The sequence below is a fragment of the Desulfotomaculum copahuensis genome, assembly GCF_001655685.1.
Classification (GTDB): domain Bacteria; phylum Bacillota; class Desulfotomaculia; order Desulfotomaculales; family Desulfovirgulaceae; genus Desulfotomaculum_G; species Desulfotomaculum_G copahuensis.
On record NZ_LYVF01000192.1, the window covers coordinates 54287 to 69732 of the forward strand.

Below are 15446 nucleotides of genomic sequence, written 5' to 3' on the forward strand. Positions count from 1 at the left end.
TATGGCGGAAAAGACCCAACGCCTGGAAATTGTCACCCCCGAGCGCAAGGTATTCAGCGGCGACGTCCGCTTTGTGGTGGTGCCGGGCGTGGAAGGCGAACTGGGCTTCCTGCCCGAGCACGCTCCGCTGGTCAGCGCCCTCAAGATCGGCATTATCCGGGTGCAGCCGGAGGAAGGCAAGCCCTTCAAAGTGGCTGTCAGCGGCGGTTTCGTGGAAGTGCGCAACAGCAAGGTGAGCGTGCTGGCCAACACGGCCGAGCGCGACGATCAGATTGACCGGGAGCGGGCCGAAGAGGCCAAACGGCGCGCCGAACAGCGCCTCGCCTCCAAGACCTCCGAACTGGATGTCGCCCGGGCCGAACTGGCCTTGAAACGTGCCCTCAACCGCCTGAAAGCGGCGGAATAAGCCGGACAACAGAATGTCATGCCAAGAGCCGGGAGATGCAAAATCCCCCGGCTTTTCGTATTGCGCGGACGGACGATCCGCCCCTGATTTAAAATCCTCCGTCCGGATGGTATAAAACCGGTCCGGTGCCGGACAAACGGTTTGCCAAAAGTTATTCAGAATTTCCGCCCGCTTGACCCGGAAAGCCGGCAGCAGCGGCGAGGCGTGCAGATAAAAACCGGAATAATCCGGAAAGGAACAGTCCCGCATCGCTAATTTCCGAATACGGGTATGCCTGCGGTTGAAAATGGCAACAATGGCAGGCAGGACTGTTTTTAACGGAGCGATGGACGTGGAAACACTGGTGATTGAAGGCGGCCGGCCGCTGGCCGGTCTGGTGAAAGTAAGCCCGGCCAAAAATGCCGTGCTGCCAATCATTACAGCCTCCCTGCTGGCTGAAAGCGCCTGCGAACTGGAAGAAGTGCCCGCACTGGCCGATGTGGAAACGATCTGTGCCGTGATCCGGCACCTGGGCGCCGGCGTGGAGCGCCGGGGCGGCGGGTTGGTGATCACGCCGCCGGACCGTCCGGCAACCGAGGCGCCCTACGAGTTCGTGCGCCAGATGCGCGCCTCCTTCCTGGTCATGGGGCCGCTTCTGGCGCGTGCCGGCCGGGCGCGCATCTCCCTGCCCGGTGGATGCGCCATCGGCACCCGGCCGATTGACCTGCACCTGAAGGGGTTCGCCCTGCTCGGGGCGAAAATCGCCCAGACCGGCGGCTATATCGAAGCCCGGGCGTCCGCACTGACCGGCAGCCGCATTTATCTGGACTTCCCCAGCGTGGGCGCTACGGAAAACATCATCATGGCGGCGGTGCTGGCCCGCGGTCAGACGGTGATCGAAAATGCCGCCGAGGAGCCGGAAGTGGTCGACCTGGCCAATTATCTCAACGCCATGGGCGCGCGGATTAAAGGGGCGGGCACCAAGCTCATCCGCATTCAGGGGGTGGAAGAACTGCACGGCGTCACCCACAGCATCATCCCCGACCGCATTGAGGCCGGCAGTTTTCTGGTGGCGGCCGCGATCACCGGCGGCGACGTGGTGGTGGAAAACGTAATTTGCGACCACCTGAAACCGGTGGTGGCCAAGCTGCAGGAAGCGGGCATTACAGTGGAAGAACGGGAAAGCAACATCCGGGTGGCCGGGAACGGCGAGATCCGGCCGGTGGACATCAAGACCATGCCCTACCCCGGCTTCCCCACCGACATGCAGCCCCAGTTGATGGCCCTGATGACCCTGGCCAAAGGCACCAGCGTGGTCACCGAGACGGTTTTCGAAAACCGTTTCATGCACGTGAACGAATTGAAGCGCATGGGCGCCCGGATCAAAGTGGCCGGACGCACGGCGGTGGTTTACGGTGTGCGCGGCCTGACCGGTGCGCGCGTGCGCGCCACCGACCTGCGCGCCGGCGCCGCTCTGGTCCTGGCCGCGCTGCGGGCGGCGGGGGAAACGGAAATCGGGGACGTCCATCACCTGGACCGGGGCTATGAAAATCTGATCGACAAGCTGCGCTCGCTGGGTGCTGCCGTAAGACGGGAAGAAAGGCGGTAATGGACGGCGCATTTAAAGCATATTAATGTGATGACCGGGTAGACAGGCCGTGGCCGGCGATGCTCAACTGGTTGACCGGCAAGCGTCATCTGGGAAGAAGCGGCAAGTTGCATACCGGGTGATGCGGCGGATGTCAGCAATTAAAACGGTCCGGGGGGCGGGTATATGCGCAAAACGAAAACGTTATTCGGTTTGCTGCTGATCATCATTGCCCTCGTCCTGGGCCTGCCCTACCTGATGGAGCGTCCCGCCCCGGTGAAGATCCGGCCGGAGCCGGTGCGGGTGCGCCTCTTTGTGCATGAAACCGGCAAAATTGTCTCCCTGCCCCTGGAAGACTACGTTACCGGCGTGGTGGCCGCCGAGATGCCGGCGTCTTTCCCCGTGGAGGCGCTCAAAGCGCAGGCGGTAGCCGCCCGCACTTATATCGTGCGGCGCCTGACGGCCGGCGGGGTAGCCAACAACGCCCACCCCGGTTCCGATATCAGCGATGATCACCGGGACGGACAGGCCTGGATTTCCCGGGCGGAAATGAAAAAGCGCTGGGGATTTTTCGGCTACTATGAATATTACTTTAAAATCCGCCGGGCGGTGGATGAAACACGCGGTTTGGTGCTTACTTGGCAGGGGGCGCTGATCGATCCGGCCTATTTCGCTTCCTGCGGCGGCCTGGGTACAGAAAGCGCCGCCACCGTCTGGCAAAGTGACGAGCCCTATTTAAAAAGGGTGGATTGCCCCTACGACGCCGACCCGCAGCCGGTGCGCAAGGTAACCCTGCCCGTTGAACAGGTGGACCGGTCGCTGGGCGTGCACCTGGGGGCGGTGCCGGTTATCCCCGGAGCGGGCGTGCGCAAGGTGTCACCGCCGGCGCCTTTTGCCGTCATTGCACGCACCCCCGCCGGCCGGGCGCTGACCGTGAGTATGGGCGGGCGCACATTTCCCGCCACTACCGTACGCGACCGGCTCGGGCTGCGCTCCACCGCCTTTACGATGCAGTTGAAGGGCGACCGGGTCGAAATAACCACCCGCGGCTACGGGCACGCCGTGGGCATGTGCCAATACGGGGCCAAGGGCTATGCACTGCAAGGCTATAATTTCGAACAGATCCTGAAGCATTATTACACCGGGGTGGATATCATCAAGATGTAGGAACGGTGAAGAATAATTTTTCCGCCGTTTGGCCACAATTAGCCTAAAGGAATTTGTATCTCCCCGGGAACAACGCCCGGGCGGGAAAATTCACGGGGTGATTGAATTGTGGCCTTTTGACGAACGCCTGTCGGCCTCCGACGGAGTGAAAAAGTATCGCCGGTGGCTGCGCCGGTGGCTGCTGGGCGAGCCGGGGCAAGATGGCGCGGAAACGCGCCGGAGCGCCGGGTGGTGGCACTTTGCCCTGGCCGGGACGATGGCGGTGGTGCTGGTGGCCGGCTTGATCTGGGCGGCGGCCGGTACCTGGCAACCGGCCGGACCGGCGCCGCAAAACAGACCGGGTGTGGAATTGATGCAAGGGCCGGGAGCGGCCGTCCCGGCATCGGCCGGTATAAGTCAACCGGTTGACGGAAGCAGTCCGGCAGGAACCGGAAAAGAAACCGGAACGTCTTCAACAGCCGGCAAAACATCCTCCAGTGAAGCTGCCGGTCCGGCATCCGGCAAGTTCGTGCACGGAACCGCCGGTACCGGGGACATGTCATCGCCCTCCGGCGCTGTTACCGGTGCAACTGCCTACCGTTCCGGTGACGGGCGAACGGCCGCCGGCGGCACGGAACCGTCAAGCGGAAGAACCGGCAGCCCGGCGGCGGCCGGTAGCGGCATTGTAGCAGGAAATGCGGAACAGCCCTCCGGCGGCATTTCCCTTTGCCGCCCGGTCAGTGGCGCAGTCGACCGGGCTTTCGGTCCCGGCTATTCGGAAGTTTACGGTGATTACCGCTTTAACGACGGGGTGGAGTTTGCCGCCGTGCCGGGCGGCAGTGTCAAAGCGGCGGCGCCGGGGCGGGTGAAAAATATTGTTCCCGGGCCCGCAGTCGCACTGCCGGGGAACGGCGGCCAACGCCGGCCGGCAAGCTACAGCGTGACCATCGATCACGGCAACGGCTGGCAAACCACCTATCAGGGCCTGGACACGGTGCGGGTGCGTTCCGGCCAGACGGTGGGCGCCGGTGAGATTATCGGCGCGCTGCCCGCGGTAACGCCGGGCGCAAAAGTATCCCGGTTCACCCTGGTCCTGCGGCACGCCGGTCAAACAATGGATCCGGCAAAGTATCTGGCAAACGAAAGATAACGGCAAAAATGAAAATCAGCCCGGAAGCTGCCCGCCGACGGGCTTTTTTCTTTATTTCCGGCATTTATCCATCTGCCACGCATATATATTTTAGTAGCTATTCAGCCGGGGAGGTAGGGCAATGCAGGAATACATCCAGAAAAGAGTACTGGATATTTGCGCCTATATCCTGGAGACCCGGGCCACCGTGCGTCAGGCCGCGCAGGTGTTTCAGGTGAGCAAGAGCACGGTGCATAAAGATATGACCGAACGGTTGCCGTCCTTGAACAAGGAACTGGCCGTCCAGGTAAAAAGGATACTGGACTATAACAAATCCGAGCGGCATTTACGGGGCGGGGAAGCGACACGGAAGAAATACCGGGAAAACATCATCTAGGTTGCAAATCCGGGGGCAGCTGTCCGGCGGGACGGTTTTTGACGGTCTGTCTTGGATCAAATCGGCATATATTCCGTAGAACCGGGCGTGCCGGCAACTTGTGAAAAGTTTTTGCTGGCTAGAGGAATTTCCCTGAAAATGTAGAATAATCCCTTGTTGTTCATCGTACATAGTAAACCGGCCGGGTCCGGCCGGTGGACAGGCCCGGGTAAACGCGGGAAAGCAAGGGATGTTGTGCATACAGCCTGCTTTTCGGGGTGGTTCCGCCCGGGCCGGTGTTGGGGAAGGGGAAAGGAGATCCGGATTAATGCTCGGTTTGACAACGGATATCGGCATAGATCTGGGCACGGCCAACGTGCTGGTATATGTCAAGGGCCGGGGCATCGTGCTGCGCGAGCCCTCGGTGGTGGCTTTGAACAAGGAAACTGGCCGGGTGATTGCTGTGGGCGCGGAAGCCAGACGCATGCTCGGCCGCACTCCTGGCAACATTGTGGCCACCCGTCCGCTGCGGGACGGGGTGATCGCCGACTATGACGTGACGGAAAAAATGCTGCGCCATTTCATCGGCAAAGCGTGTGGACACAAGCTGTTCTTCCGCCCGCGGGTGATGGTCTGCATACCTTCCGGCGTCACCGGCGTGGAAGAGCGGGCGGTCAAACAGGCCGCCGTTCAGGCTGGCGCCCGTCAGGCGCACGTTATAGAAGAGCCGCTGGCGGCCGCCCTTGGGGCCGGGCTGGACATCTCCGAACCCACCGCCACCATGGTGGTGGATATCGGCGGCGGCACGGCCGACGTGGCCGTGCTTTCGCTGGGCGGGGTGGTCTACAGCATTTCCCTGCGGGTAGGCGGGGATAAATTCGATGAGTCCATTGTGCGCTTTGTGCGGCGGGAATTCAACCTGGCCGTGGGTGAGCGCAGCGGCGAGGAGATCAAAATGGAAATCGGCGATGCCTGCCCGGATACGGGAGAAGAAAGATCCATGGAAATCCGGGGGCGGGATCTGCTGTCCGGTCTGCCGCGGGCGATCACCATCACCAGCGGCCAGGTTTATGCGGCGATCAAGGAAAACCTGGACGCGGTGGTGGGCGCGGTGAAAGAAGTGCTGGAACACACACCGCCCGAGCTGTCCGCTGATATTGTGGACAAGGGTATCGTCATGACCGGTGGCGGTTCGCTTCTGCGGGGCATTGACACGCTGATCAGCCGGGCCACGGGAGTGCCCGTCTATGTGGCCGAGGATGCCCTTTCCTGTGTGGCCATGGGCACCGGCCGCGCGCTGGCCATGCTCAATGTGCTCTCATCCAACTCGCCGCGGCGCCGGCCGCCGGTTAGCCTGAAAAAGATAGTCTAACGGGCCGCATACCCGCCGGCCGGCGGCACATGCCGGAACGGCAGTAATTCTTGACATTATCCGGAAATAAGCTTACAATAAGCGCAAATGCAAACGGGGAGGTGCCGGCAGTGGGTGGATCAGCGCCACCGGCGGGGGAAGCCATTCTCACCTACGACGATTATCTGCAGTTGCCGGACGATGGCAATCGTTACGAGATCTGCGAAGGGGTGCTGCACGTGACGCCATCGCCCACCACCGGGCATCAACGGGTCTTACGCAATCTGGCTTTTCTTTTGCACGCTTTTGTTTCCCGGCATGACCTGGGGGAAGTTTTTTTTGCTCCGCTGGATGTGGTCTTAAGCCGGATCAGCGTTGTCCAGCCGGACCTGGTCTATGTGTCCCGGACCAGGCAGTCCGTGCTTACCGAAAAAAATGTGTGTGGCGCCCCGGACCTGGTAGTGGAGATTGTCTCCAACTCTTCATCCAGCGCGGACCGGGTGACCAAAGCACAGGTTTATGCCCGCTACGGGGTGCCGTATTACTGGGTGCTGGATCCGCGGGAGAAAAAGCTGGAAGAGTTCCGCCTGGCCAGAGGTATCTATGTACTGGTGCACTGTTGGGAAGACAGCGCGGCATTTACACCGGAGATTTTTTCCGGTCTGACGGTGGATCTGCAACAGGTGTGGGCTTAGCTTGGTGGAAGGTTATATTTCCGCAACGGAGAGTTAAACGGCAGGGAAATTTGGGGACAAAAAATTAATCACCGTCCTCAAATTTTTTGTTTTTCCGGCAACATTTCGCCCCCTTCATACGTCTATATATAATGAAGCTGTGCACTTCAGGGAGCGGCGGGGCAAAGCCGGGATATTTTCACCGGTCCGGGAAATCATAAGGCCCGCCGGAAGGGGAGAAAGACTCACAATGTTAACAATTAATTAACTTAACAAAAACGGCAGGAGAACCCCTTTTTGTGTCGAATTATCTTTTCAGTCAGGGAAAGGAAACCAATTGTACATAAGGAGTCCTTAAGCATGCACAAATGGTTGACAGGCCGCCGCGCACTCCTGCCGGTCCTGTTATTGGCCGGCATCTTGCTGTTCATGCCGGACTGGTCCGGAGCAACCGCCGGGAAGCGTGCGCCGGAGCCCCGGGTGAGTTTTTTGAACGACCGCGCGGCGGCCATCGTGGGCGCGGCGCCGCTTGCCGCGCCGGGGTTCGTCACGCCCGGCGGGCTCACCGGCGCCGGGGAAGTGGTGGCCATCGCGGACAGCGGTTTGGGTAACGGCGACATGAGCGATCCCGTTCCGGACCTGAAGAGCGCGCCCGGTCAAAAGCCCAAGGTGATCATGCTCAAATCCTGGGCCGGCCGGGCCAGGGCCGACGATCCGCTGGGCCACGGCACCCACATGGCGGCCACCATCGCCGGTACCGGGGCGGCTTCGGACGGCCGCTACGCCGGCCTGGCCCCGGGCGCCAACCTTTATTTCGAGTCCATCCTCAATGCCGCCGGCAAGATCGACCCGCCGGCAGATCTAACCAGCCTTTTTACACCGGCCTATGCCGCCGACGCACGCATCCACGTGGACGGCTGGGGCACCGAAACCAACGCCTATTTGAGCGGCGCCGCCCAGACCGATGCCTTTGTGCGGCAGCATCCCGACTTCCTGGTCATCTTCGGCGCCGGCAACAGCGGGCCGGCGGCCGGTACGTTGACGGCCGAGGCCAATAGTAAGGACGCCCTGGTGGTGGGGGCCAGCGAGAGTGTGCGCCCGTCCTTCGGCCCGGACAGCGACAATGCGGCGAAGCTGGCTCCTTTCTCCAGCCGCGGCCCCACCGCCGACGGACGCGTCAAGCCGGATCTGGTCGCTCCTGGCACGGCGATCATTTCCGCCTGCTCTCCTTTGATCAAGGGCAACCTGCCCGGTGATCCGGACTACACCCGTATGAGTGGCACCAGTATGGCCGCGGCGGTGGCCGGCGGGGCGGCGGTGCTGTTGCGCCAGTATTTCGGACAAACCGGTGTGCCCGACCCCTCGGCTGCGCTGATGAAGGCGGCGCTGATCAACGGAGCCGATCCCGTTTCCGGTGGCGGGGCGGGCTTCGGCCGCCTGGACCTGGCCCAGACCGTGCTCTCCCTGCAGCAAAAGGCCTTTGCCGCCGTTGATGAACGCAACCCGCTGACCCGGGGGGACAGGGATACATATTATTTCAAAGTAAGCGATCCCGCCCGGCCTTTCAAGGCCACCCTGGCCTGGACGGATCCCCCGTCCGTTCCTGGTGCGGCGCGCACGCTGATCAATGATTTGAACCTGGTGGTGGAAACTCCGGACGGCCATTTTGTCACGGACAGCCGGGATGCGAACAATAATGTGCAACAGGTGGTCATTCCCCATCCCGTCCCGGGCACTTACGCCGTGATTGCCAAGGCCGCCAGAATAAGCCGCGGCGTGGCGCCGGGGGCGGCGCCCGGCCAGGATTTCGCCCTGGTTTACGGCCAGCCGCTGGCGCAGAAGACAATTCTGAACAGCGACGTACAAAACAACCGGCTCTATTTTACCGACGGCAGCGAAGCCGCCTTCCCGGATACGGGACACATCGCCCTGGGCCGTGAAACGCCGCCCTGGAACCTGACCCACGCCCTGCCCGGGACAATCGCCTATATGGTGGACGGAAGCCCGCTTTACCTGGCCGGGGAGGTGTGGAAGCAGCAGGCCGCCGATGTGCTGCCCCTGGCTTCGGGTACGCTGCTGCAGGAGGCGGATCCGCAGCACCGGAACGGCGGCTACTATATCGATCCGCGGGCCGATAACCCGCTGCAGGTGAACGATCAGCCCGCCCGGCCGGGTGACGTGCCTCCGGGCGTGCGCATCTGGGCCTCGGTCGACCCGCTCACCCAGACCGCCTGGCGCGCCTGGGCCTGGTTCCGGGAGGAAAACGGCGTGATCAGCGCCGTGGACGCGGCCAATCACCGGCTGTACCTGTTGGGTCACAGCCAGCCGTATCTGCTGGATGAGAACACGGTTTACGCCTTTGACGACACTCTGACCGGCTCCAGCCCGGCCGATCTGCCCTTCGGCGAACCGGCGGCCGGCAGCCTGTCCGGGCTGGCCGCGGGTATGAAGGTGCGACTGATGCTGGCCGGCGAGCCGGAGAACCGGGTGGCCTACCTGGGCGTGCAGCGCGACCTGGCCGTGGGTACGGTGGCCGCCGTGGACGGCGGCAATAATACCGTGCGGCTGGCAGGGGGCGGCAGTTTCCGCCTGATGCCCGGCCTGCACGTGGATCTGGACGGGCGGCCCGCCGGCATGCCGGCCATCCAGCCCGGCCGGTATGCCTCCCTGCTTCTTTCCGGCAACCTGGCCATCGGCGCGTCGATCTACGATCAGACCACCTACGGCCAGGTGGTGTACTACAAGCAGAACGGCCGGGATCTGCTGCTGCTGGACTATCAAAACCATATGCACTCTCTGGCCGTCACGCCGCAAACCCGGTTTTTCCGCTGGGGCCGGCCGGGCGACATTAATAACCTGATGCCGGGCGAGTGGGTGCGGGTGGCCCTGGCCCCGGACGGCGTCACCGCCCTGCGGGTGGATACGGCCGAGGCGGCCGGCGGGGGCAAGGCGGGGGTAACGTCCGTCAATACCAGTACCGGGCTGGTCACCTTCTCCACCGGCGAAAAAGCCTTACTGACGCCGTATACGCTGGTGACAAAAAACAGCTATCCGGTACAGCCGGAGGACATCCGGCCCGGCGAACCGGCCGAGTTTATCTCCCTGGCCGTGCCGGCCGGCGGCACACCGTCGCTGGCGACGCTGAAGGCGCGCTCCCGGCCGGGCGTCCCGGCGCCCTCCCTGCAGGCGTCCATCCGCCTCCAGGGCCTGGGCCTGCTGGTTGCCGGGCGCACTTCCGGCAATATCGTTTATGTATACCCGGAACAGGGCTCCCCGGTAAAGGCCGGCACGGACGGCCGGGGTGACTTTGAAGCGCTCCTGAACCGGCCGGCCGGCGGCACGGTGCAGGTGGTGGCAGTGGACCGGCGTACCGGCGGTGTGGTCGGCGAATATCTCACCGTGCCCGGCGCGGACATGTTCAGTGATCTACGCGGTCACTGGGCGGCCAAAGAAATCGGCAGCCTGGTGGAAAACGGCCTGCTGAACGGCTACCCGGACGGCAAATTTTATCCGGACCGGCCGGTCACCCGGGCGGAGTTCACCGTGATGCTGGCCCGCGCCCTGGGCTGGAGCAGCGGGGCGGAAAACAGTGCTGGTACGAAGGCCGGCCCGGCTGTGCTGGCGCCGGATCTTGACCGGACAGGCGCTCCCGGGGCGGACAGTGGCGGAGATGGTGGCGGAACGCCGGCCGGGAAGGCAGGCGGCCCAATGCAAACGGCCGCTGATGCGGCGGACTCCGCCGGGCCGGGGCACGGAACCGCCCCGGCCGCGCCTGCGGACCGACTGCCCGCCTGGGCTGCCGGGGCGATCAAGGCCGCCCTGACCCGGGGTGTTATCTCCGGTTATCCGGACGGCACCTTCCGGCCGGATCAGCCGGTGACCCGGCTGGAGGCGGCCGGCATCCTGGCGCGCGTGCTGGAAGTAACGGGGCTGGTCAAGAATAACGGAGAACCGCCTGCCGGTGCCTCCGGCGGCACGTCCGCCACCGGCGCGGCACAAAAAGGCACCGCCGGCACCCCTGTCAACAGCGGCGGCAGCGGCACGGTAAAAACAACCGGTACTCCGCCGCATGGCGGGACGGACGCCGCCGGTGCAGCCGGAACAAACTCCGCGGATGGCGGTAGTCCGGCCGGCGGCGGCAATACGGGCGGAAGGAATGCTAACCGGGGTGGCAACTCCGCATCAAGCAGTGACTCATTTATCTTGCCGTCCTACGCGGACGCCGGAGCTATTCCGGCCTGGGCGCGCACTTCCGTGGCCCTGGTGGCCCGTTTCGGCCTGATGGCCGGCGACCCCGGACAGCGCTTCGATCCAGCCGGACCGCTCACCCGCGCCCAGGCGGCGGTAATCATCTACCGCCTGCGCCTGCTGATGGGGCTGTGATCTGAAAGAGCTTAAATCCTTGTAATTAGCTGGTTTCGCTGCTTTTGCCGGGGCTACGGGTGGAATTGAAAGATATATTCGGATATTTACCCCCACAACGCTGACAGGCCAATTAACTTCAACGCCCAAAAGTACAGGCCCGGCTATTCAGCCGGGCCTCGATTATCTGACGCGTTCTCATATAACACCATCCCCCTACTGCTGCACCCACACCACAACCACCTGGTCTTGCGCCTCCTGGTCCCAGGTGACCAACTGCTGCTCCAGGGACTTGATCTGTGCGTTCAGGTCGGCCGTACCGCCGCCGCTGTTGCGCTGGGCGATCAGCGCCTGGTAGTGGTCCAGGGTGGCGGCAAACTGAGCGGAGATGTCTTTGCTCTGCTGCTGCTCGTCGATGACCATGCCCAGGCTCCGGGCCGTGTTTTCAAATGTGTTGGCGCGCTCCGCCGGTACCACGAAGCGCATTATCTCCACCTTGTGGCCGGCTTCGTATTGCTGGCCGAACCCCTGATAGGATGCGCCGCCGGTCGCGGCCAGCAGCTTTTGCCGGGCCGCCGCCAGATCCGTTACCTGCACCTTGATCAACATGCTGTCAATGGTCCGGGGCTGGTTGAGAAATACCCGCGGTGCTCCCGGTGCGGACAAGGAAGACATTTTGGACGGGCTGCTTTTATCTGCCGGGGTGCCGCTGTTACGGGCGGCGCCGGTTTGCGAACCGCCATTCGCGCCGGTATTGTTGCCCGTCTGCCGGTCCGCGCTATTGCCCGGCTGTCCCGTACCCTCTTTTGAAGCACCGTTTGGCTGCGTTACGCCCGGCTGACCCGGAGCGGCCGGATTGGCGTTTCCCGGTACGGGCGCAACCGTTTGCCCGCCGCTATGTCCCGGCGCCGTTTGCCCGCTGCCGGAATTGTTATCCGCAATCACGGCCGGCGCGTGCATGCTTACCGGCAGCCAGCCGTAGCGGGCGGCAAAGCCCGCCGTACCGCCCAGCAGGATGAGTGCCGAGGCGGCCACGGCCACACCCCGCCGCCAGGCGGCGGAAAGATTGCCCCACCAGCGTCCGGGTCCGTTTCCGGCCGGTAACGCGGCGCCCGCGTGCGCGCCTTTTCCTGTTCCGGCCAATCGCCCGGCGTCCGGGAGCAGGCCGGTTCCTTCACCGGCCAAACGTTCCATCACGCCGGCGCTGAAGCCCTGCGGCGGCACCACCGGGACGGCCATGCCCTTCAATGCGCCGGCGATGGCCCGGCATTGTGCCATTTCCGCCCGGCACCCCGGGCAGACGGCCAGGTGCTCCCGGAACGCCCGCTCCGCGTCGCCGGGCAGTTCGCCGTCCAGGCAGGGATAAATCAGTTTTCTTGCTTCCCGGCATTGCATTGCCATCACCTTCTTGCCGCTCCCTTGCCGGGAGTGCGTTCAAATGTTCATATCCGCCGGTCCGGAGATTTTCCGGATGACGTACAGTTTGGCAGTATCAGCATCACAGTAACAATAGTGCCGATTATTTCGTTAGCTATATTTAAGGTGCGCATTGCCTTTTGTTTCTGCATATCTGTACATAAAGTCACGGCAATGTCAAAGCCGTTTTTCCGTCGCACAATGTAGAGCATCTTGTCTATTGCTGCTTTATATGGCACCGTAAGAGAACTTTGACGTGCTCCTGGAGTCATAATATGCCTTAACCTGTCCGGTCAGGATCATTAATGATATTTTTTCCGCCAGGCCGGGTTCATCATCAGCAGGGAAAGATTTTACTTATGAGATGTTCCCGGCAGGTTTATGCCGTTTTCCGCCGCCAGCGCGGCGACTTTTTTCTTCAGTGTTTCCCGCGCCCGGTTCAGGCGGGAACGCACCGTGCCCACACTGCAGTCCATAATCCCGGCAATCTCGTCGTAGCTGCAGCCCTCAATTTCCCGCAGCACCAGCACGGCTTTGTGCTCCGCCGTCAGTTCGTTCAGCGCTTTGCCCACCAGGCCACGGAACTCCTTTTCCTCCAGCGCTTCCAGCGGGTCGCCCGCGGAGGCGGCCACCTCCCGGGCCACTTCCCCTTCGTTCGTCTGGACCGGTTCGTCCAGGGAAACCACCGTCGCCCGGTCACGCCGGCGTTTCACATTCAGCCAGATGTTCACAGCGATGCGGTGCAGCCAGGTGCCGAAATCCGCCTCCCGGCGGAAGCTTTTCAACCCGTGATAGGCGCGGATGAAAACCTCCTGGGCCAGGTCCTGGGCGTCGGCGTGGTTGCCCGCCAGTTGATAGCTCAACGAATAAACCCGCGTCTGATACATCAGCACCAGCTGTTCAAAAGCCAACCGGTCGCCGTGCTGCGATCTATTGACCAGTTCCGTCACTTCATCCAAAGGAAGCACTCCTCTGGGCGCGGAACCTCCCGGTTTACTTTTTAGACACATTATATGCGTAAAAAGTTCCGTTCCCGGGGTGAAATCCGGCCCAATCTATAAAAATAATTCCGGCTTTGTCCCTGCTTGCGGGGAAACTGTGTTATTATCCGATAAATACAAATCATTCCTTGCCTGCCATGGTGGCAGCAAGAATACGGAAGGAAAGGCATTTACCCATTACGTTCATTATACCCGGTTTCCGTCCCCCCGGGCAATGCCGGTCGTAAAAAAAGCCGCCCCGGCCAAGGCGGTAGATTTTGCCTTTTTTTGATCGGGCAACATTATTTTCACCGCTTTTGCCCGGCCTGCAGGTGTAACTGAAGCATCTTTCAAGTTAATTAACCCGGCGCCTGAAACTACAAATATCTAGTTCACTTAACAGATCCCGGCAAAATAGGGATACCGGCTAATACCATGTGACGATCAAAAGAAAAAATGCTGTCAATCTCCGGATGAAGCTGGAGAATAGCCAGGGTAAGGGCATCGACGTAGGAAATACTTTGGTCCTCAAAGCGATAAATTATCCGGCGCGCCTTTTTCTCTAAATTTTTGTCCGGATAAATTACAAAGAGCAAACACTTCTCCTCGGCCTCTTCTACATATCCAAGCCATTTCCTGGCTTGTACGCCCCCAAGGTGATATAAAACCCAGGCGTAGCTTTCACCAATGACAGGCAAAGATGTAACTCGTTGAATATTCGGAGCGAGTTCGTAGTAAAACTCGACTGCCCGATCATGATAGATGTCGTTCCGATCAGCCAGTGCAACGAAGCCACCGGTATCAATAAAAATCTTAGTGAACATGGTCATAGATTTCGTCATGATCCACGGACCCGGTTCCGTGTCCCTCGCTGGCCCCAATACCTACGGTTTTTAAGATAGGGTCGCCTTCGTTCTTAATCCCGTGCTCTTTTAAGTATGTTTCAAGTGCCCGCCTCATGATTTCCGACTCGGACAGTTTTTTAGTCGAACAGATTCGTTTCATGGTTTTGTCCATGTCAGTCGATATATAGACTTGTTTCCGTACCAAATCCATCATTAACCCACCTCCATTTACCCATTACGTTCATTATACCCGGTTTCCGTCCCCCCGGGCAATGCCGGTCGTAAAAAAAGCCGCCCCGGTGGTGTGGTAGATCATGGGTGGCTCAACTCATATTAACGCCGCGCCGGATATGGCGATCGAAATGTTTTCGCCGTCCACGGAAAAATACGACCGCAATCAAAAAAGCCAGTTGTATTATGCCCGCGGGATGAAGGAGTACTGGCTGGTCGGCCCGGCGCTGCAATTGGTGGAAATAAGATTAATTGCCAAAGAGCGGCACGGCAATGGTGCGTAAATCCGTCGCGACAGTTTTAATCAAATCATAATGATGGTCGTGATGAACTAAAATGCATCCGTGAAGGATGGCCCAGGAGGCAATCAGCGTGTCAATCAGAGGAATATTAACTCCCCTGCGGCGCAGATTGAAATTCAGTCCGGCCGCATAATCCCACACCTCTTCATGCCGGCCCAAAAGAGGTAACGCCGCCAAATCCTTTTTTAATTCATTAAATTCTTTCTCGTTCACCGTTCCGGAAAGCAATTCAGCCATCACCGGCGGAGCCAGGAGGACCCTATCTTCAAGCAAGGCTTTTCTTAACCACTCCCGGCTTTCGGAATGCCCGTCCCGCCTTAATGCGTCTATCCAGGTTGATGAGTCGACTACAAAATGCTCATTCGTCACGGCGCATTTCCTCCAGATCGCTCAAAGTAAGGGCAAAATCCTCCCGTCCCAGTTTGGCCGCCAGAGCCTCCAGCCGGCGCCGGCGCACAAATTCGCTCAAGGCCAGGTTCACCACTTCGGTGATCTTCCTGCCGCCGGCCAGCGTCATCGCCTCCTCAAGCAGTTCCCGGTTGACATATAATGTGGTCCTCAATTGACATCACCTCCTGACATATATTTTACAATAATTTTATGCTGCCGCAAAGAAAAAAACTCGAAAAAATTTTTCCGGCCATGGAACTTTTCCCACCCT

General features: G+C 60.9%; 15 protein-coding genes. 9 read left to right on the plus strand and 6 right to left on the minus strand.

What is annotated here, in order from left to right; translation table 11 throughout:
* The first annotated feature begins 1 nt into the window (after position 1).
* From A6M21_RS15870 to A6M21_RS15905, 8 genes are all read left to right on the plus strand, one after another.
* Positions 2-406 carry a F0F1 ATP synthase subunit epsilon gene (locus A6M21_RS15870; protein ID WP_066670936.1) on the plus strand — a complete coding sequence of 135 codons (405 nt, stop codon included), beginning with the start codon at positions 2-4 and terminating at the stop codon, positions 404-406.
* Positions 407-701: 295 nt separating this feature from the next.
* Positions 702-1994 carry a UDP-N-acetylglucosamine 1-carboxyvinyltransferase gene (murA, locus tag A6M21_RS15875; protein ID WP_427854637.1) on the plus strand — a complete coding sequence of 431 codons (1293 nt, stop codon included), beginning with the start codon at positions 702-704 and terminating at the stop codon, positions 1992-1994.
* A gap of 165 nt (positions 1995-2159) precedes the next feature.
* The gene (spoIID, locus tag A6M21_RS15880) at positions 2160-3140 is read left to right on the plus strand and encodes a stage II sporulation protein D (RefSeq protein WP_066670939.1); all 981 of its coding nucleotides are present in this window, start codon (positions 2160-2162) and stop codon (positions 3138-3140) included.
* 97 nt (positions 3141-3237) lie between these two features.
* On the plus strand, positions 3238-4269 hold the full coding sequence (locus A6M21_RS15885) for a peptidoglycan DD-metalloendopeptidase family protein (RefSeq protein ID WP_066670943.1): 1032 nt from the start codon (positions 3238-3240) through the stop codon (positions 4267-4269).
* A 121-nt stretch (positions 4270-4390) separates the two neighbouring features.
* Positions 4391-4645, plus strand: a complete 255-nt coding sequence (gene spoIIID, locus A6M21_RS15890; protein WP_066670946.1) for a sporulation transcriptional regulator SpoIIID — start codon at positions 4391-4393, stop codon at positions 4643-4645.
* A 307-nt stretch (positions 4646-4952) separates the two neighbouring features.
* Positions 4953-5996 (plus strand): rod shape-determining protein, encoded by a 1044-nt coding sequence (mreB, locus tag A6M21_RS15895; RefSeq protein WP_066670950.1) that lies wholly within the window; start codon positions 4953-4955, stop codon positions 5994-5996.
* 110 nt (positions 5997-6106) lie between these two features.
* Entirely contained in the window at positions 6107-6670 is a 564-nt protein-coding gene (locus A6M21_RS15900; protein ID WP_066670951.1) for a Uma2 family endonuclease, read from the plus strand.
* 339 nt (positions 6671-7009) lie between these two features.
* Complete coding sequence (locus A6M21_RS15905) at positions 7010-11032, plus strand: S-layer homology domain-containing protein (protein ID WP_066670954.1); 4023 nt, start codon at positions 7010-7012, stop codon at positions 11030-11032.
* 195 nt (positions 11033-11227) lie between these two features.
* Here A6M21_RS15905 and A6M21_RS15910 read toward each other — a convergent pair whose 3' ends face one another.
* From A6M21_RS15910 to A6M21_RS15925, 4 genes are all read right to left on the minus strand, one after another.
* Positions 11228-12412 (minus strand): zf-HC2 domain-containing protein, encoded by a 1185-nt coding sequence (locus A6M21_RS15910; RefSeq protein WP_078060791.1) that lies wholly within the window; start codon positions 12410-12412, stop codon positions 11228-11230.
* 368 nt (positions 12413-12780) lie between these two features.
* Complete coding sequence (locus A6M21_RS15915) at positions 12781-13395, minus strand: sigma-70 family RNA polymerase sigma factor (protein ID WP_427854638.1); 615 nt, start codon at positions 13393-13395, stop codon at positions 12781-12783.
* 404 nt (positions 13396-13799) lie between these two features.
* Complete coding sequence (locus tag A6M21_RS15920) at positions 13800-14231, minus strand: type II toxin-antitoxin system VapC family toxin (protein ID WP_066670962.1); 432 nt, start codon at positions 14229-14231, stop codon at positions 13800-13802.
* Positions 14221-14466, minus strand: coding sequence for a hypothetical protein (locus A6M21_RS15925; RefSeq protein WP_066670964.1), 246 nt, complete (start codon positions 14464-14466; stop codon positions 14221-14223). Before A6M21_RS15925 ends, A6M21_RS15920 begins: the two co-directional genes overlap by 11 nt.
* A 100-nt stretch (positions 14467-14566) precedes the next feature.
* Here A6M21_RS15925 and A6M21_RS18105 point away from each other — a divergent pair, with 100 nt between their 5' ends.
* On the plus strand, positions 14567-14767 hold the full coding sequence (locus tag A6M21_RS18105; protein ID WP_078060792.1) for a Uma2 family endonuclease: 201 nt from the start codon (positions 14567-14569) through the stop codon (positions 14765-14767).
* Here the strand turns inward: A6M21_RS18105 and vapC are convergent.
* Both vapC and A6M21_RS15935 read right to left on the minus strand, forming a co-directional pair.
* Positions 14732-15154: a type II toxin-antitoxin system VapC family toxin gene (gene vapC / locus A6M21_RS15930; protein ID WP_161486099.1), complete on the minus strand. Its 423-nt coding sequence runs from the start codon at positions 15152-15154 to the stop codon at positions 14732-14734. The genes A6M21_RS18105 and vapC overlap by 36 nt on opposite strands.
* Positions 15144-15347 carry a type II toxin-antitoxin system VapB family antitoxin gene (locus A6M21_RS15935; RefSeq protein ID WP_066670969.1) on the minus strand — a complete coding sequence of 68 codons (204 nt, stop codon included), beginning with the start codon at positions 15345-15347 and terminating at the stop codon, positions 15144-15146. The genes vapC and A6M21_RS15935 overlap by 11 nt, the downstream gene beginning before the upstream one ends.
* Between the last annotated feature and the right edge of the window lie 99 nt (positions 15348-15446).